Annotated in this window: 22 protein-coding genes and 1 pseudogene; 14 read left to right on the plus strand and 9 right to left on the minus strand. The window is 70.5% G+C overall.

Translation table 11 applies throughout. The annotated features are described in order from the left end of the window. Positions 1-562 precede the first annotated feature (562 nt). Positions 563-694 (plus strand): annotated as a pseudogene (locus tag H9L21_RS15605) (DUF6011 domain-containing protein); the annotation flags it as partial. Positions 695-933: 239 nt separating this feature from the next. Here H9L21_RS15605 and H9L21_RS07420 read toward each other — a convergent pair. From H9L21_RS07420 to H9L21_RS07445, 6 genes are read right to left on the minus strand one after another with little or no spacing between them, the layout of a single operon-like run. Further along, entirely contained in the window at positions 934-1,374 is a 441-nt protein-coding gene (locus H9L21_RS07420; protein ID WP_222865880.1) for a GNAT family N-acetyltransferase, read from the minus strand. Beyond that, positions 1,371-2,231 carry a 3-methyladenine DNA glycosylase gene (locus H9L21_RS07425; RefSeq protein ID WP_154595059.1) on the minus strand — a complete coding sequence of 287 codons (861 nt, stop codon included), beginning with the start codon at positions 2,229-2,231 and terminating at the stop codon, positions 1,371-1,373. The genes H9L21_RS07420 and H9L21_RS07425 overlap by 4 nt, the downstream gene beginning before the upstream one ends. Further along, positions 2,219-2,608: a Fur family transcriptional regulator gene (locus H9L21_RS07430; protein WP_255467461.1), complete on the minus strand. Its 390-nt coding sequence runs from the start codon at positions 2,606-2,608 to the stop codon at positions 2,219-2,221. Before H9L21_RS07430 ends, H9L21_RS07425 begins: the two co-directional genes overlap by 13 nt. Beyond that, on the minus strand, positions 2,601-3,431 hold the full coding sequence (locus H9L21_RS07435) for a metal ABC transporter permease (RefSeq protein ID WP_154595057.1): 831 nt from the start codon (positions 3,429-3,431) through the stop codon (positions 2,601-2,603). Before H9L21_RS07435 ends, H9L21_RS07430 begins: the two co-directional genes overlap by 8 nt. Beyond that, complete coding sequence (locus H9L21_RS07440) at positions 3,428-4,207, minus strand: metal ABC transporter ATP-binding protein (protein ID WP_154595056.1); 780 nt, start codon at positions 4,205-4,207, stop codon at positions 3,428-3,430. Before H9L21_RS07440 ends, H9L21_RS07435 begins: the two co-directional genes overlap by 4 nt. Continuing rightward, complete coding sequence (locus tag H9L21_RS07445; protein WP_222865882.1) at positions 4,204-5,130, minus strand: metal ABC transporter substrate-binding protein; 927 nt, start codon at positions 5,128-5,130, stop codon at positions 4,204-4,206. The genes H9L21_RS07440 and H9L21_RS07445 overlap by 4 nt, the downstream gene beginning before the upstream one ends. Positions 5,131-5,264: 134 nt before the next feature. Between H9L21_RS07445 and H9L21_RS07450 the strand changes: the two genes are divergently transcribed. Genes H9L21_RS07450 through dusB form a run of 3 tightly spaced genes read left to right on the plus strand, consistent with a single transcriptional unit; the run spans position 5,265 to position 8,334 of the window. Beyond that, on the plus strand, positions 5,265-6,650 hold the full coding sequence (locus tag H9L21_RS07450; protein ID WP_154595054.1) for a glycine--tRNA ligase: 1,386 nt from the start codon (positions 5,265-5,267) through the stop codon (positions 6,648-6,650). 2 nt (positions 6,651-6,652) lie between these two features. Beyond that, positions 6,653-7,210: a hypothetical protein gene (locus tag H9L21_RS07455; RefSeq protein ID WP_154595053.1), complete on the plus strand. Its 558-nt coding sequence runs from the start codon at positions 6,653-6,655 to the stop codon at positions 7,208-7,210. Then, positions 7,207-8,334, plus strand: a complete 1,128-nt coding sequence (dusB, locus tag H9L21_RS07460; protein ID WP_309221717.1) for a tRNA dihydrouridine synthase DusB — start codon at positions 7,207-7,209, stop codon at positions 8,332-8,334. Before H9L21_RS07455 ends, dusB begins: the two co-directional genes overlap by 4 nt. Here the strand turns inward: dusB and H9L21_RS07465 are convergent. Both H9L21_RS07465 and H9L21_RS07470 read right to left on the minus strand, forming a co-directional pair. Next, entirely contained in the window at positions 8,321-9,631 is a 1,311-nt protein-coding gene (locus H9L21_RS07465) for a PH domain-containing protein (RefSeq protein ID WP_154595052.1), read from the minus strand. The genes dusB and H9L21_RS07465 overlap by 14 nt on opposite strands. Next, on the minus strand, positions 9,615-10,121 hold the full coding sequence (locus H9L21_RS07470) for a PH domain-containing protein (protein ID WP_154595051.1): 507 nt from the start codon (positions 10,119-10,121) through the stop codon (positions 9,615-9,617). The genes H9L21_RS07465 and H9L21_RS07470 overlap by 17 nt, the downstream gene beginning before the upstream one ends. A 122-nt stretch (positions 10,122-10,243) precedes the next feature. Here H9L21_RS07470 and H9L21_RS07475 point away from each other — a divergent pair, with 122 nt between their 5' ends. The 3 genes from H9L21_RS07475 to H9L21_RS07485 are packed head-to-tail and all read left to right on the plus strand — an operon-like array spanning position 10,244 to position 14,452. Further along, positions 10,244-10,444, plus strand: a complete 201-nt coding sequence (locus H9L21_RS07475) for a hypothetical protein (RefSeq protein WP_154595050.1) — start codon at positions 10,244-10,246, stop codon at positions 10,442-10,444. Between the two features lie 52 nt (positions 10,445-10,496). Beyond that, on the plus strand, positions 10,497-14,039 hold the full coding sequence (smc, locus tag H9L21_RS07480; protein WP_187411909.1) for a chromosome segregation protein SMC: 3,543 nt from the start codon (positions 10,497-10,499) through the stop codon (positions 14,037-14,039). Beyond that, complete coding sequence (locus H9L21_RS07485) at positions 14,036-14,452, plus strand: acyl-CoA thioesterase (protein ID WP_255467484.1); 417 nt, start codon at positions 14,036-14,038, stop codon at positions 14,450-14,452. The genes smc and H9L21_RS07485 overlap by 4 nt, the downstream gene beginning before the upstream one ends. Position 14,453: 1 nt before the next feature. Here the strand turns inward: H9L21_RS07485 and H9L21_RS07490 are convergent, their stop codons facing one another. After that, positions 14,454-15,275, minus strand: a complete 822-nt coding sequence (locus tag H9L21_RS07490) for a hypothetical protein (RefSeq protein WP_154595049.1) — start codon at positions 15,273-15,275, stop codon at positions 14,454-14,456. A gap of 100 nt (positions 15,276-15,375) precedes the next feature. Between H9L21_RS07490 and H9L21_RS07495 the strand changes: the two genes are divergently transcribed. The 7 genes from H9L21_RS07495 (at position 15,376) to H9L21_RS07525 (ending at position 23,980) form a co-directional block, all read left to right on the plus strand. Continuing rightward, positions 15,376-16,806 (plus strand): cytochrome ubiquinol oxidase subunit I, encoded by a 1,431-nt coding sequence (locus tag H9L21_RS07495; RefSeq protein WP_187411910.1) that lies wholly within the window; start codon positions 15,376-15,378, stop codon positions 16,804-16,806. Positions 16,807-16,816: 10 nt separating this feature from the next. Then, positions 16,817-17,812, plus strand: a complete 996-nt coding sequence (gene cydB, locus H9L21_RS07500) for a cytochrome d ubiquinol oxidase subunit II (protein ID WP_154595047.1) — start codon at positions 16,817-16,819, stop codon at positions 17,810-17,812. Beyond that, the gene (cydD, locus tag H9L21_RS07505; protein ID WP_154595046.1) at positions 17,809-19,404 is read left to right on the plus strand and encodes a thiol reductant ABC exporter subunit CydD; all 1,596 of its coding nucleotides are present in this window, start codon (positions 17,809-17,811) and stop codon (positions 19,402-19,404) included. Before cydB ends, cydD begins: the two co-directional genes overlap by 4 nt. Beyond that, positions 19,401-21,029 (plus strand): thiol reductant ABC exporter subunit CydC, encoded by a 1,629-nt coding sequence (gene cydC, locus H9L21_RS07510; RefSeq protein WP_154595045.1) that lies wholly within the window; start codon positions 19,401-19,403, stop codon positions 21,027-21,029. Before cydD ends, cydC begins: the two co-directional genes overlap by 4 nt. Before the next feature lie 9 nt (positions 21,030-21,038). Next, positions 21,039-22,223, plus strand: coding sequence for a signal recognition particle-docking protein FtsY (gene ftsY / locus H9L21_RS07515; RefSeq protein WP_187411911.1), 1,185 nt, complete (start codon positions 21,039-21,041; stop codon positions 22,221-22,223). A gap of 140 nt (positions 22,224-22,363) precedes the next feature. Then, a complete protein-coding gene (locus H9L21_RS07520; protein WP_154595044.1) occupies positions 22,364-23,623 on the plus strand; it encodes an ammonium transporter in 1,260 nt (419 codons plus the stop codon). Positions 23,624-23,641: 18 nt separating this feature from the next. Further along, on the plus strand, positions 23,642-23,980 hold the full coding sequence (locus H9L21_RS07525) for a P-II family nitrogen regulator (RefSeq protein WP_154595043.1): 339 nt from the start codon (positions 23,642-23,644) through the stop codon (positions 23,978-23,980). The last annotated feature ends 6 nt before the right edge of the window (positions 23,981-23,986 follow it).

Below are 23,986 nucleotides of genomic sequence, written 5' to 3' on the forward strand. Positions count from 1 at the left end.
GGTGTCGCCGCGAGCGGGACTCCACAGGGGCAGACCATCGAGAACTCGAGCACCGGACCTCATTGCTACGCCTGAGGCCCACGACCCCAGATGTCCGTTCTTGCTGGCGGGGCTTGATGCGTCACGGGGCATGAGAGGTTTCGAATCCCGCTCGATTCTCTCTTTGCGGGACTAGCATCCAGACACCGGCATGCACTACGCGACAAGACCGGCGACTAAGAACAGGGGGGAATGGGTGACCCTTGGGATCGGCCTTCTTGCTGCGGTGCTCGCGATCGCCCTGTTAGTGGTGCTCCTGCGCGGGAACGATGCTCGTCGAGCAACGATTCAGTCGCTCCCCAGGTACGCGACTGATGAAGCTGAGGTACTTCAAAGCGCGATCGCAAAACACGGCGCTCCGCGACTGGCCTCTTCAGATGATTCAGTCCCGAAGTTTGTGGTGATTGATCCTCCCCGGGGCGTGGACGACTTCCGTGGGGAGATGGGACTGTCTCAGGACTCCCGCGTAACGCCCCTGGTGAGGTGGCGTCGCTACAAGGTGAGGCCTGCCCGGCCGAAGCCGATGACCGCGCCTAAGCCGCGGCCCGGCCAAGCCCCTCCGCGCCTTCTCCTGGTGGAGGCCGATAGATGCCGAATCTGCGGTCGGATGCTGTCCAATACTGAGAGTCGCAAGAGAGGCGTCGGCCCAGATTGTTACCGAAACTACGGACCGCGTGTCGTGCATCGACCAAATCCCGCGTTCGCCGTCTGGTCGGAGCGCCGAGGGGTCATGTACGACCAGCATGACGCGTGGCAAGCGCTTCTCGACGCGATGTATGAGCAACTCTTGGAACGCTTCGAAATAGAGTTCAGCAACTGGGCCGAGGCAGGGAAGCTCGATAAGTGAGGCGTGCTGTGCTTGTACGAGCGCTTACCCGCCGTTTGTACGAAGGCTTAACCGCCGCACGCCTGTCGCACCATGGGGATGTGGTCGATGCCGGCGTCCAGGTAGTGGGGGCCGGAGGTGACGAAGCCGAAGGTGCCGTACCAGTCCTCGAGGTAGGCCTGGGCGCCGATGTGGATCTCCTCGGTGCCCCAGCGGTCCAGGACCTCACGCAACAGCGAGCCCGAGAGCCCTTGTCCGCGGGCTTCCTTGAGCGTGGCGACGCGGCCGATCTTGCGGTGGCCGTCGGCCACGTAGGTGCGCAGGTACGACTGGATGATCCCGTCGTCGTCGGCGATCCACAGGTGGATGCAGTCGTCGCGCAGGTCGACACCGTCGACGTCCGGCTCGTCGCACTGCTGCTCGACGGCGAAGACGACGTCGCGAATGCGCCAGATCTCGTAGACCTCGCGGGCGGTCAGCTCGGCCGCGGGCCGGACGGTGATGCTCACGCGTCGACTGTAGTGAGCAGTCCCTCGACCAGCTCGAGCAACCGGGCGCGCAGGGGAGCGGCGGCCTCGGTGAAGCCGCGCTGGCGGCGCACGTACTCGGCCTTGCCCTCGGAGGTCTCGATAGCGATCGGCTCGTAGCCCAGACTCGCGAGGTCGTAGGGCGAGGCCATCATGTCGACCTCGCGGATCGCCAGAGCCAGCTCGAACGTGTCGAGCACGATCGTGGCCTCGATGAACGGCAGGAGCCGGAAGGCGATCCGGTACAGATCCATGTTCGCGTGCAGACAACCCGGTTGCTCGCGGTCGAGCTGGTGCTCGCGGCCGAGCTCCTCGATGTTGAGCGGCCGTGCCTCGTCGGTGAAGAACCGGAACGCGTCGACGTGGGTGCACGTCAGCTTGTGCGACTCGACGACCTCGTCGGTGCCGGCGGCACCGAGGCGCAGGGGAGCGGGGTGGCGGCGGTCGTCGGCGTCGCGGTAGACCATGGCCCACTCGTGCAGGCCGAAGCAGCCGGTGCGGGCGGGACGCGACGCCGTGCGTGAGAGCAGGTCGCGGGTCCACTTCAGGCCCGGCAGCCGCTTCCCGAGCCGAGCCTCATCGACCGAAGCGACGCCGTCGGACTCGACGTAGGCGCCCAGGGCGGCGTACTCCGGCGCGTCGGCCAGGCCCACGCCGAGGCCCGGGTGCCAGCGCTCGAGCTGACCGGGGGAGAGGTTGTAGTACTCGAACAGGAAGTCGGCGACGGGGTGCTTCTCGCCGTCGGCACGCCGCGCCAGATGAGGACGCGTGTGAACCTGCGCCCGCTCACGGTGCGCCTCGGCCAGCGGCAGCCACTCGGAGCGGCTCAGGACCTGCATGATCCGCAGGTGCCGAAGATCTCGAGCGTGTGCGAGACGTCGGCGAATCCGTTCTCCTCGGCCACGCGGTCGGCCCAGCGCTCGACCGTGGGGCCCTCGACCTCGACCGTGCGGCCGCAGTCGCGGCACACCAGGTGATGGTGATGACCGTGGCTGCACCGGCGGTACAGCGTCTCGCCGTCGTCGGAGCGCAGCGCGTCGATCTCGTCGGCGTCCGCCAGCGCCTGCAGCGTGCGGTACACCGTCGACAGGCCCACGTTCTCGCCACGCGACGCCAGCATCGCGTGGATCTGCTGCGCCGAGCTGAACCCGTCGAGGTCCTCCATGAGGTCCGCGACGGCGCGACGCTGACGGGTGTTGCGGGGGGCCTCAACCACGGGGTGCCTCCTGGCGGGTGCGGATGTGCGACAGCGCATGGACCAGCGCGGTGACGATGAAGACGGCCAGCGCGATGACCACGATCGTGGGTCCGGGCTGCGTGTCGATCTGGTAGCTCGCCAGCAGGCCCGCGACCGCGGAGAACAGACCGATCGCCATGGCCGCGAGGTGCGTCGAGCGGAAGCTGCGCGTGACCTGTTGGGCCGCCGCAACCGGCACCACCATCAGTGCCGACACCAGCAGTAGTCCGACGGTGCGCATCGCGACGGTGATCGTCACGGCCGCCAGGACCGCGATGAGCATCCCGTACAGCCGCACGGGGATGCCCATGACGCGCGCCTGCGCCTCGTCCTGGCACAGCGCGAACAGCTGCGGCCGCAGGGCGATCGTCGTGACCACCACGACCAGCCCGAGCACGGCCACGATCGTCAGATCGGTGGGGCTCATCGTGATGATCGATCCGAACAGGTACTGGTTCAGGGCGGCGGCCGACTCGTCGGCGAGGTTCGCCAGCAGGACGCCGCCGGCGATGCCGCCGTAGAACAGCATCGCCAGGGCCAGGTCGCCGCTGGTGCGGCCGACGCTGCGCAGCACCTCCAGCAGGATCGCTCCGGCGACGGCCACGATGATCGCCGTCGTGAGCGGTGCGACGCCGGTGAGCATGCCCAGCGCGACACCGGTCAGCGCCACGTGGCCCAGGCCGTCGCCGAGGAGGGCCAGCCGGCGCTGCACGATGAAGGTGCCGACAGCCGGGGCCGACAGCCCGGTGATGATCGCCGCGGCCAGCGCGTACTGCATGAAGGGGTAGGACAGGACGCTCATGCGTCGCCTCCCGGGAGCGGCCCCTGCGAGGGGACGGGGCGCGTCACGGCGGGCTCGCTGCTGTGCGCGTGGTCATGGGCGTGCTCATGGGTGCCCGGCCCGTGCGCCGGACCCTCGTACTCCACGAGTCCGGCGTCGAGGTGGACCGCCCGGTCGACCAGCGGTGCCAGCGGGCCTAGCTCGTGCGCCACCATGACGATGGCGGTGCCGCGCTCGTCGAGCTCGCTCAGCAGGCCGGCGAACACCTCGGCGCTGTGCGCGTCGATGCCGGCCATCGGCTCGTCCATCACGACCAGGTCGGGATCGGCGACCAGAGCGCGGGCGATGTGGGCCCGCTGCTGCTGTCCGCCGGACAGGTGGGTGATCGGTCGCTTGGCGAGGCGCGCCAGGCCGACGCGCTCGATCAGCTCGGCGGCGGCGGCGCGGTCGGCGCGTGTGGGCCAGCCGAAGCGGGGTCGGCGGGACAGGGCACCGCTGACGACGACCTCGGTCACGGTGGCCGGCACGCCGGAGAACACCTCGGGGCGCTGGGCCATGTAGCCGACGCGCTGGTGGTCGTGGAAGCGGTCGAGCGGCGTGCCGAACAGCTCGATCGAACCGCGGTGCGGGATCAAACCCACGAGCGCCCGGACGAGGGTGGACTTGCCCGAGCCGTTGGCGCCCAGGATCGTCACGAACTCGCCGGGCATGACCCGCAGGTCGACCCCGCGCAGCACCGGCGTGCCGGCGAGGTCGACCATGACGCCTTCGGCGTCGATGACGGGGGTGGTGGTCATGCGCAGCCGTTCGCCTTCTGCAGCGCGGCCAGGTTCTGTCGCATGAGGGAAACGTAGTCCTCGTCGGCGGTCTCGTCCGAGAGGCCCTCGATCGGATCGAGCACCGCGGTGGCCACGCCCGTCTCACGGGCGACGGTCTCGGCCAGCGCCGAGGAGGCGAGTCGCTCGGTGAAGACCGTGGTGATCCCGTCGCGCTTGACCAGGTCCGTGATCTCGGCCAGCGCCGCGCTCGACGGCTCGGCCGTCGGGTCGATGCCGCTGATCGCGATCTGCTCGAGGTCGTAGGCGTGGGCGAGGTAGGCGAAGGCGGCGTGCGAGGTCACGAAGTCACGGCGCTCGCAGTCGGCCAGACCGCTCTCGAAGTCGGCGTTCAGCGACTCGAGCTCGGTGACGAGCGCGTCGGCGTTGGCCTCGAACTGGTCCCGGCGATCCGGGTCGGCGGCGATGAGGGCGTCACGGACGTGGCCTGCCGCGATGACCATGTTGGCCGGGTCGAGCCAGACGTGCGGGTCGTCGCCGCCGTGGTCGTGGCCGTGGTCGTCCTCGTGCGCGTCGTCGTCCTCGCCCTCGTGCAGCTCGGGCACGCCCTCGGCGATGTTCACCGTCGTCTTCGCGTCGCGGTCGGCGTCCTCCAGGGCCTTGTCGACGGCCGGCTGGAAGTGGTCGAGGTACACGACGACGTCGGCCTCGTTCACCTTGACGACCTGCTTGGCGGTCAGCTCCAGGTCGTGCGCCTCGACACCGGGGGAGGTCAGCGTCGTGACGGCGACGTCGTCGCCGCCGACCCGCTCGGCCAGGAACGCCGCGGGGTAGAAGGAGGCGACGACCTGGGTGTGGCCGTCGTCCTTCGCGTCGGTGCCGCAGGCGGACAGGGACAGACCGGCGAGCAGGCACGCGGCGGCGACGAGGGGGAGACGCTTCATGAGAATCATTCTCAACTCGATTGAGAACGATTGTCAAATCCTGCTGCGGTAGAGTGGGCGGTTGATCTCGGGCGCGCCTCGTCACGACGACGCGCAACGGCCCGCCGACATCCAGCCGGACAGGAATTCCCCCCATGGCCTCAGTCATCGACACCGTCATCAGCCTCTGCAAGCGCCGCGGCTTCGTCTACCAGTGCGGAGAGATCTACGGCGGCACCCGCTCCGCCTGGGACTACGGCCCGCTGGGCGTCGAGCTCAAGGAGAACGTCAAGCGCCAGTGGTGGCGTTCGATGGTGCAGAGCCGTGACGACGTCGTCGGTCTCGACTCGTCGGTCATCCTGCCCACGCAGGTCTGGGAGGCCTCCGGCCACCTCAACGCGTTCGTCGACCCGCTGGTCGAGTGCCTGAACTGCCACAAGCGGTACCGCCAGGACCACCTGCAGGAGGCCTACGCCGAGAAGCACGACATCGCCGACCCCGACTCGGTCGAGATGTCGCTGCTGGCCTGCGCCAACTGCGGCACCCGCGGCGAGTGGACCGAGCCGCGCATGTTCAACGGCCTGCTCAAGACGTTCCTCGGCCCCGTCGAGTCCGAGGAGGGCCTGCACTACCTGCGTCCCGAGACGGCCCAGGGCATCTTCGTGAACTTCGCCCAGGTGATGAACTCCTCGCGCAAGAAGCCCCCGTTCGGCATCGGCCAGATCGGCAAGAGCTTCCGCAACGAGATCACGCCCGGCAACTTCATCTTCCGCACGCGCGAGTTCGAGCAGATGGAGATGGAGTTCTTCGTCAAGCCCGGCGAGGACGAGGAGTGGCACCAGTACTGGATCGACACCCGGCTGAAGTGGTACACGGACCTGGGCGTCAACCCCGACAACCTGCGCCTCTTCGAGCACCCGGCCGAGAAGCTCTCGCACTACTCCAAGCGCACCGTCGACATCGAGTACCGCTTCGGCTTCGCCGGCTCGGAGTTCGGTGAGCTCGAGGGCGTCGCCAACCGCACCGACTTCGACCTGTCGACGCACGCCAAGCACTCGGGTCAGGACCTGTCGTACTTCGACCAGGCCAACAACGAGCGCTGGACGCCGTACGTCATCGAGCCCGCAGCCGGTGTCAACCGCTCGCTGATGGCGTTCCTGGTCGACGCGTACACCGAGGACGAGGCCCCCAACGCCAAGGGCGGCGTCGACAAGCGCACCGTCCTGCGCCTGGATCCGCGCCTCTCGCCGGTCAAGGCCGCCGTGCTGCCGCTCTCGCGCAACGAGGCGCTGTCGCCCAAGGCGCGCGACCTCGCTGCCGAGCTGCGTCAGAACTGGAACGTCGACTTCGACGACTCGCAGGCGATCGGCAAGCGCTACCGCCGTCAGGACGAGATCGGCACGCCGTACTGCATCACGGTCGACTTCGACACGCTCGAGGACGACGCCGTGACGATCCGCGAGCGCGACTCGATGTCGCAGGAGCGGATCGCCCTGGACCAGGTGAGCGGCTACCTGGCGTCGCGTCTCATCGGTTGCTGAGCATGCGCGCGCTGGCCGCCGCCGTCCTGCTGTTCGCGCTGACCGCGTGCTCGGGCGGGGACACCGAGGAGTCGTCGGACACCAAGCCGGGCTTCGACGTGCCCACCGGTCTCACGCTGTCCGATCCCGGCACCGAGAAGAAGGTCGGCGAGAGCCTCGCGATCGGCTACCCGTCCGCCGAGGACGAGGCCGGGACCGCGTTGGCCCTCGGTGTCACGAAGGTGGTGCCAGCGCCGCGCAAGGACCTGTCGCTCTACCGGATCCCGGCCGGGATGCAGCCGTACTACGTGCGCGTCATGGTCGGGAACCGTGGCCCGGCGGAGGCCTCGTTCCCCGAGGGCCTGCCGTGGTGGCTGCACGTCGCCGGCGACACGCTGATCCCCGCGACCCCGACGCCCGGCGGCTTCTCGAAGTGCGCGCCGCCGCAGGTGGGTCGCACGATGGCGGCCGGCACCACGGCCAAGGGCTGCCTGCTGTTCCTGGTCCCGCGAGGGACGGCGGTCGAATCGGTCGACTTCCAGCCCGGCGGCGTCGCGACGGCGGTGCGGTGGCGACCGTGACGGCGGGGCTGGACCTGGGGCGCGTCCACGTGGACGTGCCGGTGGTGCTCGCCCCGATGGCCGGCGTCACCAACGTCGCGTTCCGCCGGCTGTGCGCCGAGCAGGGCGCGGGTCTCTACGTGTGCGAGATGATCACCAGCCGTGGCCTGGTCGAGAACGACCGGGTCAGTCTCTCGATGCTGACGTTCGCCGAGGGCGAGCAGGTGCGCTCGGTGCAGCTCTACGGCATCGACCCCGAGACCGTCGGCAAGGCCGTCGAGATCCTGTGCGCCGACCACGGTGTCGACCATGTCGACCTCAACTTCGGCTGCCCCGTCCCCAAGATCACGCGCAAGGGCGGCGGGTCCGCGCTGCCGTGGAAGGCGACGCTGCTCGGCCAGATCCTCACCGAGGCCGTCCGCGCCGCCGAGCCCTACGGCGTCCCGGTCACGATGAAGACCCGCAAGGGCATCGACGAGGATCACCTCACCTACCTCGACGCCGGACGCATTGCCCAGGACACCGGCTGCGCCGCGATCGCCCTGCACGGTCGTACCGCCGCCCAGCACTACAGCGGCCAGGCCGACTGGAACGCGATCGGCGAGCTCAAGGCCGCCGTCGACATCCCGGTGCTGGGCAACGGCGACATCTGGGAGGCCGCCGACGCCCTGGCCATGGTCGAGCAGACCGGTTGCGACGGCGTCGTCGTGGGACGCGGCTGCCTCGGCCGACCCTGGCTCTTCCGCGACCTCGCGGCCGCGTTCGAAGGGCGCACGGTCGCCACCTTGCCGAACCTCGGCGAGGTCACCGCGGTGATGCGGCGGCACGCCCAGCTGCTGGGGGAGTGGCTCGGCGAGGAGCGCGGCTGTGTCGAGTTCCGCAAGCACGTCGCCTGGTACCTCAAGGGGTTCCCGGCCGGCTCCAGCGTGCGTGAGCGACTGGGTCACGTCAGCTCCTACCGGGCCCTGGACGAGCTGCTCGAGGACCTCGATCCCGACGTGCCGTTCCCGGTCAGCGAGCTGGGTGTCCCGCGCGGGCGTCAGGGCTCGCCGCGCAAGGTCGTGCTGCCCGAGGGCTGGCTGGACTCGCGCGAGATGGTGGGCGCGCTCGACGCGGCCGCCGAGGACGCCGTCAGCGGCGGCTGAGCCGCCGGGCCAGCCGGGCCCGCTCGACCTCGTCGAACGTCACGTCGCGCGCGACGGGCGCGTCGAGGTGCTTGATCTTGGCCGAGACGGGGCCGTCGGGCGTGTGCACCTGCACCGTGGCCACGCCGCGCCGCCGCTGCAGCGGCCCCTGCGACAGCCCCACCGACTGCACCTTGTGGTGCGGCACGATCGAGCGGTGCCGGGTGATCCAGCCCGTGGTGGTCGTGACGGTGTGCAGCGTGGCCGCGAACGACCGGAACTTCCAGCCGATCGGCGCGAAGATCCAGGAGCGCCGCGTCGGGCGGACCTCGGGCGCCGTGCCGCGCTCCGGGTCGGGGATGAGCTCCTCGACGATCCGGCGGGCGACGTCGTCGTTGGCGATCGGCAACAGCGTCGTCGACGCCACGCCACCGCTGTCGTCGCTGGCGTTGCCGTAGCCGGCCACGTCGACGTCCAGTCGCGACCAGCCGAACCGGCGCCACACGATCGGCTCGACCACGCCGATGCCCTGCACCCGGTCGTAGGGGATCGTCTGGGAGCTGCGGCTCAGCAGGCCGCGCTCGATCCGCACGCCGCGCTCGCCGCGCGACACCGTGAAGTTCCACTGGGCGATGATGCGGGTCATGATCATCTGCGCGACGGCCCAGGACGAGGGGATGATCAGGCCGAGCAGCGCCCAGCCGCCGTCCTCGAGCAGCACCGCCGCGACGATCGAGCCGACGGTGGTCAGGACCGTGGCGGCGAAGTCCAGCGACAGCAGGGTGCCGATGATGATCTGATCGGGCGTCACGACGTGCAGGATCGTGCGGTGCTCCTCGACGAGCGACTCGCCGGACTCGTCGGTCGCCTCGGTGCCCTGGGCGCGCGCGAGCAGCAGGCGGCGCAGCCGCCGGGACTCCACGAGGGTCAGGAAGCGCAGCGTCGTGCGCGAGTCCGACCCGCCGGCCATCTCGATGGTCAGCTCGGACAGGCCGACGACACGAGCGATGAGCGGCTCGTTGATGTCGACCGACTGCAGACGCTCGAAGGGGATCCGGCGCGACGAACGGAACAGCACGCCGCGCTCGATGCGGATCTCGGCGTCGTCGATGACGTAGCGCGTGAACAGCCAGCTGACGTAGCCCGCCAGCACGCCGACCACGAACCCGCCCGGTACCGCCAGCAGCTTCCACCACTGGGGGTCCTGGACGTCGAAGACCTGCCAGGCGACGGCCACCGCGACGCCCGCACCCCAGATGAGCCCTTGCAGCAGTGCGGTCAGGGGGTGGGTGCGGTGCGCGTCAGACGCCGGCGCCATGGCTCTCGCCCAGATCGGTGAGCCGGTCACGCAGGCGGGCCGCCTCGTCCAGGGGGACGCCGGGGATCGCGGCGGCCGTGGCGGTCGAGGCGGTGTGCAGGGTGACCGTGCCGAACCCGAACCAGCGCGCGAGGGGACCGGACTCGACGTCGACGAACTGCATGCGGCCGTAGGGGACCACCACGAGTCGGCGGAACATGATGCCGCCGCGCACCAGGAAGTCGTCCTCGGCCTCGGCGTAGCCCCAGCTGCGACGGTTGCGCGGCGCCCACCACCAGACCCATGCGGTCAGACCGACGCCGATGACGGCCGGGACCCACAGCACCGGCTCCCACGCGCCGGCGGCGTCGGCGAACACCAGCCACAGGCCGAGCGACACGAGCACCAGGACCACTCCCGTGATGGTGCCGATGAGACCGCGTACCGTCGCGAGTCGGGACGAGACCGGGGTCCACTGACCCTCGGTGCTGGTGAACAGGTCCTGACGCATGACGTACACCCTAGGGGGCGCGACGCGCGAGGGCGGTTGACCCTTCCGTATGGGCGGTGAGACACTGATAGACGCAGCCTTCGGGCTGCAACACCACCTGATTTCCCTGCTGAAGGATCACCATGGCCAAAGCCCTGTACGGCTACCTCGGCGGCCCGTCCCCGGAGCACGCCCACGAGGTCGCAGTCCTGCGCCGCCGCATCGGAGACCTCGAGAACGAGGTCCTGCGACTGAAGGCCGAGAACGACGGCCTGCTGGCTCGCCTCGCCGAGACCGCCCACGACGGCGATCTGGCCGAGCTGCTCGAGTCCGCATCGCGCTGACCTGCGGCGTTTCCCCTGCGGTGGCCCCCACCGCAGGCACTAGGCTGACGTCGTGTACCTGAAGACCCTGACGCTGCGGGGATTCAAGTCGTTCGCCTCGTCGACGACTCTGGCCCTCGAACCGGGCATCACCGCGGTCGTCGGCCCCAACGGCTCCGGCAAGTCCAATGTCGTCGACGCCTTGTCCTGGGTCATGGGCGAGCAGGGCGCCAAGACCCTGCGCGGCGGCAAGATGGAGGACGTCATCTTCGCCGGCACCGCCGGTCGCGCCCCGTTGGGCCGCGCCGAGGTCGTGCTGACGATCGACAACACCGACGGCGCGCTGCCGATCGAGTACTCCGAGGTCACGATCAGCCGCACGATGTTCCGCAGCGGCGGCTCCGAGTACGCCATCAACGGCAACACCTGCCGGCTGCTCGACGTCCAGGAGCTGCTGAGCGACTCCGGCATCGGCCGCGAGATGCACGTCATCGTCGGCCAGGGACAGCTCGACTCGGTCCTGCGGGCCACGCCCGAGGAGCGCCGCGGCTTCGTCGAGGAGGCCGCCGGCGTCCTGAAGCACCGCAAGCGCAAGGAGAAGGCGCTCCGCAAGCTCGACGCGACGCAGGACAACCTGACCCGCCTCAACGACGTGCTGACCGAGCTGCGCCGCCAGCTCAAGCCCCTGGGTCGCCAGGCCGAGGTCGCGCGCCGGGCCGCCGGCATCCAGGCCACCGTCCGTGACGCCCGCGCCCGCCTGCTGGCCGATGACATCGTCGCCGCCCGCACCACCATCGAGACCGAGCTGGCCGACGAGCACGCCCTGCGCACCCGCCGCGAGGAGGTCGAGAAGGCTCTCGCCGAGGCCCGTCAGGTCGAGACCGAGCTCGAACAGGCGCTGGCCGCTGACGCCCCGTTGCTGGCCCGCGCCCGTGACACCGTCTACGCGCTGGGCAGCCTGCGCGAGCGGTTCAACGGCACCGCCAACCTGGCGCGCGACCGCATCCGGCTCGCTGCCGACGCCACCGACGACCGGGTCGACGGCCGCGACCCCGAGGAGCTGGAGGCCGACGCGCGGCGCGCCCAGGAGCGCCTCGTCGAGCTCGAGGCCGACGTCGCGACGTCCGGCGAAGGACTGAAGGAGGCCGTCGCCGCCCGTGGCGAGGCCGAGCAGGCGTACTCCACCGAGGAGCGGCGCATCGCCGGGCTGCTGCGCGCGGCTGCCGACCGTCGTGAGGGCTTGGCCCGGCTGCACGGCCAGGTCAACGGTCTCAAGAGCCGCGCCGCCGCGGCCGACGAGGAGATCGGTCGACTGACGGCTGCCCAGGCCGAGGCCCGCCAGCGCGCCGACGACTCCCAGCACGAGTTCAGCGCTCTCGAGAGCACGATCGCGGGCCTGAGCGCCGGCGAGTCCGGCCTCGACGAGGAGCTGGAGGACGCCGAGGAGGTGCTCGCCCGCGCCGAGGCCGAGGAAGCCGAGATCGCCACCCGCCGGGGCGAGCTGGAGCGTCGGCTCGCGACGGCCACCGCCCGCAAGGAGGCGCTCGAGCTGGGCCTCAACCGCAAGGACGGGTCCGGTGCCCTGCTGGCCGCGTCCGACCGGCTCAACGGCGTCCTGGGTTCGCTCGCCGCGCTCATCACCGTCACCGGGGGCCATGAGGCCGCGGTCGGTGCCGCGCTCGGCTCGGCCGCCGATGCCGTGGCGGTCGACCGCGTCGACTCCGCGATCGACGCTCTGCACCTGTTGCGCGAGGAGGACCTGGGCCGGGCCGGCCTGCTGCTGGGCTCGGGCGACGTCTCCACCGACGACTGGCCGGCGCTGCCCGCCGGCGCCGTCTACGCCGAGTCGCTCGTCGAGGCGCCCGCCGAGCTGCGCGGCTCGATGCGTCGGCTGCTACACAAGGTGGCCGTCGTCGAGGACCTCGCCGCCGCGAAGCGTCTCGTGGCCGACCTGCCCGACGTCACCGCGGTCACCGCCGCCGGCGACCGGATCGGGGCGCACTTCGCCGAGGGCGGCTCCACGTCGACGCCCAGCCTGATCGAGGTCACGGCCGCGATCGACGAGGCCACCGACACGATCGAGCGCACCGGACGCGAGCTGGAGACGCTGCGCTTCGAGACCGAGAAGGCCAAGGCGGCCACCCAGGCTGCCCAGGACCGCGTCGACGCCGCGCTGGCGCGCCTGCACGAGTCCGACGCGTCGATGTCTGCCGTCGCCGAGAAGCTGGCCCAGCTGGGCACCACGAGCCGCTCGGCAGCCGCCGAGGCCGACCGCCTGCAGGCCGCGATCGTCGCCGCCGAGGAGGCGCGCGACCGCGACGTCGCCGGTCTCGCCGAGCTGGAGGAGCGCCTGGCCGCCGCACAGGAGGCGCCCGACGAGGAGCCCGACACGACCGAGCTCGAGCAGTTGGCCGAGCGCGCCTCGGCCAGCCGTCGGGCCGAGATGGACGCGCGGCTGGCGCTGCGCACCGCCGAGGAGCGGGCCAAGGCACTGACGGCGCAGGTCGCCTCCCTGCTGCAGGCCGCCGAGGCCGAGCGCGAGGCGCGGGAGCGTGCCCGACTGCGGGCCGAGCGACGTCGTCGCGAGGCCGAGACGGCCACGGACGTGCTGCGTGCCGCCGAGATCACCATGCAGCGGCTGCAGCAGTCGCACGACGAGGCCACCCGCACCCGCATCGAGATCGAGCAGTCGCGGGCCGACCGCGAGCAGCGCCTCAAGGAGGCCCGCTCGACCGTCCGTGGCCTGTCGTCGGACCTCGAGGGCCTGACCGACTCGGTGCACAAGGACGAGATGGCCCGTGCGCAACTGCGGCTGCGCCTCGAGGGCCTGCAGGAGCGGGCCCTGGAGGAGCTGGGCATCGATCCCGACACCCTCGTGGCCGAGTACGGACCCGACCAGCTGATCCCGCCGATCGGTGGCGACGACACCGACGAGGCCCCGTCGATCCCGTTCGACCGCGCCGAGCAGGCCAAGCGCCTCAAGACCGCCGAGCGTGAGCTGGCGATGCTGGGCAAGGTCAACCCGCTGGCGCTCGAGGAGTTCTCCGCGCTGGAGGAGCGCCACCAGTTCCTCTCCGAGCAGCTCGATGACCTGAGGAAGACCCGCGAGGACCTGCTGGGCATCGTCTCGGACGTCGACGCCCAGGTCGAGCGCGTGTTCACCGAGGCGTGGGCCGACGTCGAGCGCGAGTTCGACGACGTCTTCTCGCGGCTGTTCCCCGGTGGCGAGGGCCGCCTGATCCTGACCGATCCGTCCGACATGCTCGCGACCGGCATCGACGTCGAGGCGCGGCCGCCGGGCAAGAAGGTCAAGCGGCTGTCGCTGCTGTCCGGTGGTGAGCGCTCACTGGTCGCCGTGGCGTTCCTCGTGGCGCTGTTCAAGGCCCGGCCCAGCCCGTTCTACATCCTCGACGAGGTCGAGGCCGCCCTGGACGACACCAACCTGGGCCGCCTGCTGGAGATCTACGAGGAGTTGCGCACCAACTCCCAGCTCATCGTCATCACCCACCAGAAGCGCACGATGGAGGTGGCCGACGCGCTCTACGGCGTCTCGATGCGAGGCGACGGCGTCTCGGCCGTCATCAGTCAGCGCATGCGCGAGGAGGCATCAGCGTGACCCTGGCCGAGTATCGCGGCACCTACACGATCTCGACCCGTTGGGAGGACGAGGACGTCTACGGCCACGTCAACAACGTCAAGTACTACTCGTACTTCGACACGGCCGTGAACGGCTACCTGATCCGCGAGACCGGGATCGACATCCGGACCCTGCCGGCCTACGGCATCGTCGCGGAGTCCTCGTGCCGGTTCCAGCGTGAGCTGAAGTTCCCGCTCGACGTCGTCGCGGGCCTCAAGGTCACCAAGCTGGGCAACTCCAGCGTCGTGTACGAGATCGCCCTGTTCCAGGGCGACGAGCCCGAGCCGGCTGCCGTCGGCCGGTTCGTGCACGTGTACGTCACCGGGTCGGACCGCAAGGTCACACCCGTTCCCGCGCAGATCCGCGCGGTGCTGGAGCCGCTCGCCGGCTGAGTCAGCCCGCGGTCGTGCGGTAGTGCAGCCAGCTGCGGCGCAGCCGCCGGGCGACCTCCTCGATCGTCTCGACATCGGTCAGGTGCTCGCGCGAGAGGTCGGCGCGGACCGCGTCGACGTGATCGAACTCGCGGGCGGTCTCGAGGGTCTCCTCGCACTCGCCGGGCGAGCGGTTGAGCGCGATCTCGTCGTGGCTGCGCACGTCGAAGCCCGTGCGGTGCGAGTCGGCCAGCAGGCGCAACCGCTCGGGATCCATCGTGACGAACGGGTCGAGCGGACGCGGGTTGCCGGCCCGGTCGCCGCGATTGCCCAGGGTCAGCACCGCGGGCTCGTCGGGAGGTGTCACCTCGTCGTGGAGGGTCACCGCCGTCAGGGTCCGCATCGGGCGGTTGCCGCGCGCCAGCACCAACCGGCGCACCAGCTCGAGGCGCGTCGCGCGATAGACGTCGGCGCCCCGGGCGGCGACCTCGGCCACGACGTCCGGGTCGGGGGAGAGCAGGACGGTCGGGTCGGGGTGCGAGACGACGCGCGGGTGCGGGTTCTCGATGTAGATGACGGTCGGGTCGATCGTCGCCCAGCGGCGAGCGACGAGCCGAGCACGACCGCTGGCGACGTCGTCCTGACGGCGCCGGGTCAGGGTGGGAGAGACCCACGGCTCGAGCTCGGCCGGCCACGGCGCGGTGGCGTCCGGACAGGTCACCAGCACCTCGGCGTCGGCCACCGCGTCGGCCAGCGATCTGTGCCGTGAATCAGCGAAAAAAGTGATGTCAGCCACATCAAAGGCGGCTCCCGCGGTGATGTACGCCACTGCGTCCTCGTGCACCCCCTCACGGTAGTGCTCAACGGTCGTTTCGTGACCCCTGCGCGACCTACCATCACCGTGGAGTCACAACGTCGTGACTCATGGATCTGAAGGGACCAGTGTGGATACAGCACTCGACCTCGCGCGGTGGCAGTTCGGCATCACGACCGTCTACCACTTCCTCTTCGTCCCGATGACGATCAGCATGGCGTTCCTCGTCGCCATCATGCAGACCGTCTGGTGGAAGACCGGCAACGAGCGGTGGCTCAAGCTGACCCGCTTCTTCGGCAAGCTCTTCCTCATCAACTTCGCCATGGGCGTCGTGACCGGCATCGTGCAGGAGTTCCAGTTCGGCATGAACTGGAGCAGCTACTCCCGCTTCGTCGGCGACATCTTCGGTGCGCCGCTGGCGATCGAGGGCCTGCTGGCCTTCTTCCTCGAGTCGACGTTCCTGGGCCTGTGGATCTTCGGCTGGGACCGGCTCAAGCCCGGCCTGCACCTCATGACGATCTGGATCGCCGCGATCGGCACCGCACTGTCGGCCTACTTCATCCTGGCCGCCAACTCCTTCATGCAGAACCCGGTCGGGTTCACGATGAACGAGGAGCGGGGCCGCGCCGAGCTGACCGACTTCATGGCGGTGCTGACCAACAAGGTCGCCCTGATCACCGTGCCGCACACCCTGTTCGCGGCCTTCATGGTCGGTGGCGGCTTCGTCGCGGCCGTCGCCATGTGGCACCTGCTGCGCCGGCCCGAGCAGGACGTCGAGGCGTTCCGCAGTGCCGCCAAGCTCGGTGCGGTCACCCTCCTGATCGCCGGCATCGGCGTCGTCCTCACCGGCGACATCCAGGGCAAGATCATGACCGAGGTCCAGCCCATGAAGATGGCGGCCGCCGAGGCGCTCTACGAGGACGCCGACTCGAACGCGCCGTTCTCGGTGTTCACCGTCGGTACGCTCGACGGCACCAAGCCGCTGTTCAGCATCGAGGTGCCGGGCCTGCTGTCGCAGCTGGCCACGGGCAGCTTCGACGGCGAGGTGCGCGGCATCAACTCCCTCAACGAGGAGTACGCCACGAAGTACGCCGACTCCGGCATCACCGACTTCGCGCCGAACATCCCCGTCACGTACTGGAGCTTCCGCCTGATGATGGGTCTGGGCTTCGCCGCGATGGCGGCCAGCGCCTGGATCCTGTGGGTGCTGCGCAAGGGCCGCGTCCCGAACCCCGCCGCGCGCTCGACCCGTTGGCTGCTCTGGACCGCGCTGGTGCTGCCGCTGATGCCGCTGTTCGCGAACTCCTTCGGCTGGATCTTCACCGAGATGGGTCGCCAGCCGTGGGTCGTCTTCGGCCTCATGTCCACCGAGACGGGCGTCTCGCCGTCCGTCTCCTCCGCCCAGGTCTGGACCTCGATGATCGGCTTCACGCTGCTCTACGGCGCCCTGGCCGTCGTCGAGGTCAAGCTGCTGCTGACCTTCATCGGCAAGGGCCTGCCGGAGGCGAACCCGCCCCAGCTCGACGACGACTCCGACGCCCCGCTGGCGTTCGCATACTGAGGAGCACGACATGGAACTCACCACCGTCTGGTTCATCCTGATCGGCGTCCTGTTCGTCGGCTACTTCGTCCTCGAGGGCTTCGACTTCGGGGTCGGCATGCTCGTCGGCCTGCTGGCCAAGGACGAGAAGGAGCGCCGCGTCCTCATCAACACCATCGGCCCCCTGTGGGACGGCAACGAGGTCTGGCTCCTGGTCGGCGGCGGCGCGCTGTTCGCCGCCTTCCCCGAGTGGTACGCCACCTTGTTCAGCGGGTTCTACCTGCCGCTGTTCCTCATCCTCGTCGCGCTGATCATCCGCGGCGTGGCCTTCGAGTACCGCGGCAAGCGCGACGACCAGGCCTGGCGTGACCGCTGGGACTGGGCCATCATCATCGGCTCGTTCCTGCCCGCCCTGCTGTGGGGCGTTGCCTTCGCGAACATCATCCGTGGCGTCCCGATCGACTCCTCGCACGAGTACGTCGGCGGGTTCTTCAACCTGCTGAACCCGTACGCGCTGCTCGGCGGCCTGCTCACGACCACGGTCTTCCTGGTCCACGGTGCGGTCTTCGTCGCACTCAAGACCGTCGGCGACATCCGCGAGCGCGCCCACGTGTTCGCCCAGAAGGTCGGCGCCGTCGCAGCGGTCCTCGCCGTGCTCTTCATCGGCTGGACGGCCATCCGCGACGGTGACCTGGCGGTCTGGTTGATCGGCGCCGTGGCGGCGGTCGCGTTCCTCGGCGGGCTGGCGGCCAGCCGGGCAGGCCGCGACGGCTGGGCCTTCATCGGCACGGCGGTCGCGATCGCCGGGGTCGTCACGATGCTGTTCGTCGCGCTGTTCCCCGACGTCATGCCCTCGAGCCTGGACGCCGCGTACAGCCTGAACACCGAGAACGCGTCTTCGACGCCGTACACGCTGAAGATCATGACCTGGGTGGCCGTGGCCTTCGTGCCCATCGTGCTGATGTACCAGTCCTGGTCGTACTGGGTGTTCCGCAAGCGCATCGGCGTGCAGCACATCCCGGCATGAAGCCCCTGGACCCCCGGCTGGTCCGCCGTTCGAGCACCGTCCGCACCCATCTGGTGTGGTCGGTGCTCCTCGGCGTCCTGACGGCCCTGCTGGTCATCGGCGTCTCGTGGTGTGTCGCCGAGGTCGTCGCCCGGCGCTTCGACGGCGACGAGGTGCTGCTGTTCCCGATCGCCATCGCGGCTGCCTTCGGGCTGCGTGCGGCGATCGCCTGGGCGCACGGGGTGGTCAGCGAGCGCGCTGCCATCCGGGTGAAGGCCGAGCTGCGGGCCGAGGTGGTCGACGACCTCCTCGACCCGCGGCGGGTCGGCCCGCGCCCCGAGAGCGGTCGACTGGTGGCCCTGCTCGGACCGGGCATGGACGCCTTCGACGGGTACGTCGGGCGTTTCCTGCCGCAGCTGGGGCTCGCCGCGATCGTGCCCGCCGCCGTCGTGGCGTCGATCGCGTGGGTCGATCTGCTGTCGGCCGTCATCATCGTGGTGACGCTGCCGTTGATCGGGCTGTTCATGTGGCTCGTCGGCGTCCTGACCCGGGACCGGGTCACCCGCCGGTGGGCCGCGATGGAGCGCCTCGCCCGGCACTTCACCGACGTGCTCGACGGCCTGGTCGTGCTCAAGGTGTTCGGGCGTCGCCAGGAGCAGGGCATCCGCGAGGTCGGGGACCGGCATCGCGTCGAGACGATGCGCGCCCTGCGGCTGGCCTTCCTGTCCTCGCTCGTCCTCGAGCTCATCTCGACGATCTCGGTCGCGCTCGTGGCCGTCAGCGTGGGGCTGCGCGTCGTCGACGGAGGACTGGGCCTGCGTGACGCGATGTTCGTGCTGCTGCTGGCGCCGGAGGCGTACCTGCCGGTGCGCCGGGTCGGGATGATGTTCCACGACAGCACGGAGGGCGCCACCGCGACCGCCGAGCTGCTGGACCTGCTCGACCACGACCGCCACCACGGCACCGTCGCCCCGCCGACGGCACCTGCACCGATCGCGGTGCGGGGAGCCCGCCTGACGCATCCCGGCCGCACCGCCGTGTCGCTGGCCGTGGACGACCTGCACGTCGCACCGGGGGAGTTCGTCGCGGTCGTCGGTCCCTCCGGTGGCGGCAAGTCGACCCTGTTGGACGTCCTGCTGGGCTTCGAGCGCCTGGACGACGGTGAGGTCACCGTCGGCGGCACGTCGCTGGCCGACCTCGACGTGGCCGCGTGGCGCGAGTCCGTCGCCTGGGTGCCCCAGACGCCGCATCTGGTCGGTGGCACCCTCGCCGACAACGTCGCCCTCGGCCAGCCCGGCGCCGATCGCGCCGAGATCGCCGCCGCGACGCGGGACGCCGGCCTGGACCTGGATCTCGATCGGGTCGTCCGCGAAGGCACGACCGACCTGTCGGCGGGGGAGCGTCGCCGTCTCGCCGTGGCCCGGGCCCTGTTGCGGGTCCGCCGTCGTGGAGCGTGGCTGGTCCTGCTGGACGAGCCCACCGCCGGGCTCGACGCCCACCACGAGGCCCAGGTGCTCGAGGCGCTGCGTGCCTCGGGCGGAACCGTCCTGGTGGTGACACACCGGCCCGAGTCGGTCGCCGCCGCCGATCGCGTCGTGGAGGTCGCGTCATGAGCCGCACGTATCCCCGCCGGGCGCGCCTGGCGTACGGCGTCACCATGGGAGTCGCCGCCCAGCTGGCCGCCGTCGGCCTGCTGCTGGCCTCGGCCTGGCTCATCGTCCGCGCGGCCGAGCAGCCGCCGGTCCTGTACCTCATGGTCGCGATCGTCTCGGTGCGCTTCTTCGGCATCTCGCGCTCGGTGCTGCGGTACCTCGAGCGGCTCGCGACCCACGACGTCGCTCTGGCCGACGCGGTCGAGCAGCGCGTCACGACGTACGTCGCTCTGGACCGTGCGGCTCCCGCCGGTCTGGGCGGCCTGCGCCGGGGCGACCTGGTCAGCCGCGTCGTCGCCGATGTCGCCCGGATGCAGGACCGGCTGCTGCGTCTGCGCGTGCCGTGGTGGGTCGGCCTCGTGGCGACCCTCGTGGTCGTGGGCGTGGTGGGCGTCCTCGACGCGCGCTCCGGCCTCGTGATCCTCGCCGGCGTCGCCGTCTGCGCGATCGCCTTGCGCCGCCTCGTGCCGCTGGTCGGGGCTCGCCGCAGCGGCCGGGCCGAGGCCCAGGGCCGACTGTCGGCCGAGGTCGCGGCGTCGGCGGTCGCAGCCCGCGAGCTGGTCGCGTTCGGTGCTGCCGACGAGGCGCGCGCCAAGGCCCGGGCCGCCACGCAGGACGCGCAGTCGGCACAGTCCGGCGGTGCGAGCGTCGCCGGGATGGGCTCGGCGATCGTGCTGGCCGTCGCCGGCCTGACCGTCGCCCTCCTGGCCGCGTGGTCGGCCGGGATCGACCCCGTCGTCATCGGCGTCATCCTCCTGGCGCCCATCGCGCTGGTCGAGCCGTGGGACGGTTGGTCCGAGGCCGAGCGGCTCCGACCCGAGATCGCGGCCGCGGGGGAGAGGCTGGCGGCACTGGCCGCGCTGTCGAACCCGGTCGTGGATCCCGAACGCCCCGCGGATCTGCCCGACGCCTACGACCTCGTCGTGGACGACGTCGTCGTCGGCTGGGAGGGGCCGGTGACCGCACCGATCTCGTTCCGCGTGGGCGAGGGCGAGGTCGTCGCCGTCACCGGGCCCAGCGGGGTCGGCAAGTCGACACTCGCCTACGCGCTGGCGCGGCTGCTGCCGACCTGGCAGGGCGACATCGTGCTGGGCGGGGTGCCGACGCGCGACATCCTCGCGGCCGACGTGCGTCGTCGGGTGGGCTACCTCGGTCAGGACGATGCCGTCTTCGACACGTCCGTCCGCGAGAACCTGCGGATCGCGGACCCCGACGCGGACGACGACCGGCTGCGTGCCGCTCTGGCGTCCGCCGGGCTGCTGGCCGCGGTCGACGCCATGCCGCAAGGGCTCGACACCTCGGTGGGCGAGCACGGCGGGCGCCTCTCCGGGGGCGAGCGCCAGCGTCTGTGCCTGGCGCGGCTGCTGCTGGCCGACCACCGGGTCCTGGTGCTGGACGAGCCGACCGAGCACCTGGACGCTCCGACGGCCGCGGCGTTGATGGACGACGTGCTCGCCCTGGCGGGTCCGGGGGGTCGCAGTCTCGTCGTCATCAGCCACAGCCCCAGCGTGCTGGCGCGGTTCGCGTCGGTGATCGAGGTGCGACCCGCCGACAGGCCCGTCGTGACCCACGCGGTCCCTGTCTAGGGTGGACCCGTGACCAACGAGAGCCTTGTCCTGCTTGTCGTCCTGATCGCCGCGGCCGTCGTCGTCCTCGGCGCCGGCATCGCCTATCTCGTCGCGCGCCGGCACCGGGAGCTGCCTCCGCCGGACGTCATGGACGAGCTGACCGAGCGGGAGATCGAGCATCCCGAGCTGCGCGAGGTCGACCTCGACGAGGTCGAGGAGCTCGAGGCCGGTGTCCTCGAGGAGGAGCCGGTCGCCGAGCCCGCGCTGGCCACGCCCACCATCGAGCGTCCCGAGACCCCGCAGGGCCGGCTCGCACGGCTGCGCTCGCGGCTCTCGCGCTCGCAGTCCAGCCTGGGTCGCGGCCTGCTGACCCTGCTCGGCGGTGGCGACCTCACCGAGGACGAGTGGGAGGAGATCGAGGACACCCTGCTGGCGGCCGACGTCGGCGTCGGCCCCACCACCGAGCTCGTCACCAACCTGCGTGCCCGGCTGGCCGCGGAGGGCGCCAAGGACCCCGCCCGCGCGAAGGCGGTGCTCCGCGAGGAGCTGCTCGGCCTCGTCGGCCCCTCCCTGGACCGCACCCTGCACGCCACCGGCGACGACGACAAGCCCGGCGTCGTCCTGGTGGTCGGCGTCAACGGCACCGGCAAGACCACGACCGTCGGTCGCCTCGCGCGTGTCCTGGTGGCCGAGGACCGCTCCGTGCTGCTCGGCGCGGCCGACACGTTCCGCGCCGCGGCCGCCGACCAGCTCGAGACCTGGGGCGGGCGCGTCGGCGTGCCGGTCGTCCGCAGTCACGAGGGCGCCGATCCGGCCAGCGTCGGCTTCGAGACGGTCAAGCAGGGCATCTCCGACGGTGTCGACGTCGTCCTGGTCGACACGGCCGGCCGCCTGCACACCAAGTCCGGCCTGATGGACGAGCTCGGCAAGGTCAAGCGCGTCATCGAGAAGCAGGCCCCGGTCACCGAGGTGCTGCTGGTCATCGACGCGACCACCGGCCAGAACGGCCTCACCCAGGCCCGCGTGTTCAGTGAGGTCGTCGACGTCACCGGCATCGTCCTGACCAAGCTCGACGGCACCGCCAAGGGCGGCATCGTCATCGCCGTCCAGCGCGAGCTGGGCGTCCCGGTGAAGTTCGTCGGCCTGGGGGAGGGCCCCGACGATCTGGCTCCGTTCGAGCCGGAGGACTTCGTCGACGCCCTCCTCGACTGAGCTCCCGCCGCTGTCGCGGCGTCTACCGTACGGACGTCTCCGGTTGACGAAACATTCGTGAAATCTGCGCCGAAACACGAAACGGAGACGAAATCCGGTGGCGCCGTTCCGCGAAATCCACGTCCGCCACAGTGACGCTCATGGATGGTTACTACGCCTGGATGCTCATGGCCACAGCCATGGTGCTCCTCATGACTGTGCCCGCGCTCGCCCTCTTCTACGGCGGCATGACCCGAGCCCGATCAGTGCTCAACATGATGATGATGTCCTACGCCGCCGCGGCGGTCGTGGGCCTCGTGTACGTGCTGTGGGGCTGGTCGATGTCGTTCGGCACGCAGAGCGCCGGCGGCTTCTTCGCCAATCCCTTCGAGCTCTTCGGCCTCGAGGGAGTCGAGTGGGGCGACTACATCTCCGTCGCGTTCCAGATGACCTTCGCGATCATCACCGCCGCCCTCATCTCGGGCGCGATCGCCGACCGCGTCAAGTTCTCCGCCTGGCTGGTCTTCCTGCCGCTGTGGGTCACGTTCTCGTACTTCCCGATCGCGCACATGGTGTGGGGAGGGGGCTTCATCCACGAGCACTTCCCGGCGCAGGACTACGCCGGCGGCACCGTCGTTCACATCAACGCCGGCATCGCGGGCGGCATCCTCGCCCTGATCATCGGCAAGCGCATCGGGTGGCCGCGTGAGCAGATGCGCCCGCACAACCTGCCGCTGACGATGATGGGCGCGGCGCTGCTGTGGTTCGGCTGGTACGGCTTCAACGTCGGCTCCATCGTCTTCGCCGAGGGTGCCTCCGACGCCGAGATGACGGCTCAGTTCATGACCGAGACCGGTGTCACCTTCATGAACACCACGGTCGCCACGATGGCCGCGATCCTGGCCTGGCTGCTGGTCGAGAAGCTGCTGCACGGCAAGGCGACCTCGCTCGGTGCGGCCTCTGGCATCGTCGCGGGCCTGGTCGCGATCACCCCCGCCGCCGGTGCGGTCAACATCGTCGGCGCCATCGCGATCGGTGCGATCTCGGGCGGTCTGTGCGCCTGGGCCGTCGGGCTCAAGTTCAGGTGGGGCCTCGACGACTCGCTCGACGTCGTGGGCGTCCACCTCGTCGGCGGCCTCGTCGGTACGCTCCTGATCGGCTTCCTGTCCACCTCGTCGGCTCCCGGTGGCATCGACGGCCTCCTCTACGGCGGCGGCTTCGATTCGCTGTTCAACCAGACGATGGCCGTGGTCATCGCGGTGATCTGGACCGGCGTCTTCACCACGCTGATCGCCCTGGCGATCAAGCACACGATCGGCTGGCGCGTCGAGGACGAGGACGAGGTCACGAACGGGATCGACTTCTCCGAACACGGCGAATCCGCCTACGACATCGCCGGGTCCTCCGGCACGATCCTCTGAGAACGGGAGAATGAACGCATGAAGCTCGTCACCGCAGTGATCAAGCCGCACAAGTGGGAAGAGGTCCGCGAGGCGCTCGCCGCCTCGGGAGTCGCCGGGATGACCGTCACGGAGGCCAGCGGCTACGGCCAGCAGAAGGGGCACACCGAGGTCTACCGCGGCGCCGAGTACGACGTCTCGCTGGTTCCGAAGATCCGCCTGGAGGTCGTCGTCGACGACGCCGACGTCGAGGGGGTCGTCTCGACGATCGTCTCGGCCGCCCAGACGGGCAAGATCGGCGACGGCAAGGTCTGGGTCATGCCGGTGGACTCCGTCGTGCGCGTGCGCACCGGCGAGACGGACGAAGCGGCACTCTGAGCCCCA

The organism is Aeromicrobium senzhongii, assembly GCF_014334735.1.
Taxonomy (GTDB): Bacteria; Actinomycetota; Actinomycetes; order Propionibacteriales; family Nocardioidaceae; genus Aeromicrobium; species Aeromicrobium senzhongii.

Coding starts and splice junctions, on each gene's coding strand:
- cydB (WP_154595047.1), top strand. CDS start 16,817: ATGGAACTCACCACCGTCTGGTTCATCCTGATCGGCGTCCTGTTCGTC.
- H9L21_RS07525 (WP_154595043.1), top strand. CDS start 23,642: ATGAAGCTCGTCACCGCAGTGATCAAGCCGCACAAGTGGGAAGAGGTC.
- H9L21_RS07520 (WP_154595044.1), top strand. CDS start 22,364: ATGGATGGTTACTACGCCTGGATGCTCATGGCCACAGCCATGGTGCTC.
- H9L21_RS07435 (WP_154595057.1), bottom strand. CDS start 3,431: ATGAGCGTCCTGTCCTACCCCTTCATGCAGTACGCGCTGGCCGCGGCG.
- H9L21_RS07445 (WP_222865882.1), bottom strand. CDS start 5,130: ATGAAGCGTCTCCCCCTCGTCGCCGCCGCGTGCCTGCTCGCCGGTCTG.
- H9L21_RS07465 (WP_154595052.1), bottom strand. CDS start 9,631: ATGGCGCCGGCGTCTGACGCGCACCGCACCCACCCCCTGACCGCACTG.
- H9L21_RS07440 (WP_154595056.1), bottom strand. CDS start 4,207: ATGACCACCACCCCCGTCATCGACGCCGAAGGCGTCATGGTCGACCTC.
- H9L21_RS07450 (WP_154595054.1), top strand. CDS start 5,265: ATGGCCTCAGTCATCGACACCGTCATCAGCCTCTGCAAGCGCCGCGGC.
- H9L21_RS07425 (WP_154595059.1), bottom strand. CDS start 2,231: ATGCAGGTCCTGAGCCGCTCCGAGTGGCTGCCGCTGGCCGAGGCGCAC.
- H9L21_RS07455 (WP_154595053.1), top strand. CDS start 6,653: ATGCGCGCGCTGGCCGCCGCCGTCCTGCTGTTCGCGCTGACCGCGTGC.
- H9L21_RS07470 (WP_154595051.1), bottom strand. CDS start 10,121: ATGCGTCAGGACCTGTTCACCAGCACCGAGGGTCAGTGGACCCCGGTC.
- cydD (WP_154595046.1), top strand. CDS start 17,809: ATGAAGCCCCTGGACCCCCGGCTGGTCCGCCGTTCGAGCACCGTCCGC.
- cydC (WP_154595045.1), top strand. CDS start 19,401: ATGAGCCGCACGTATCCCCGCCGGGCGCGCCTGGCGTACGGCGTCACC.
- H9L21_RS07475 (WP_154595050.1), top strand. CDS start 10,244: ATGGCCAAAGCCCTGTACGGCTACCTCGGCGGCCCGTCCCCGGAGCAC.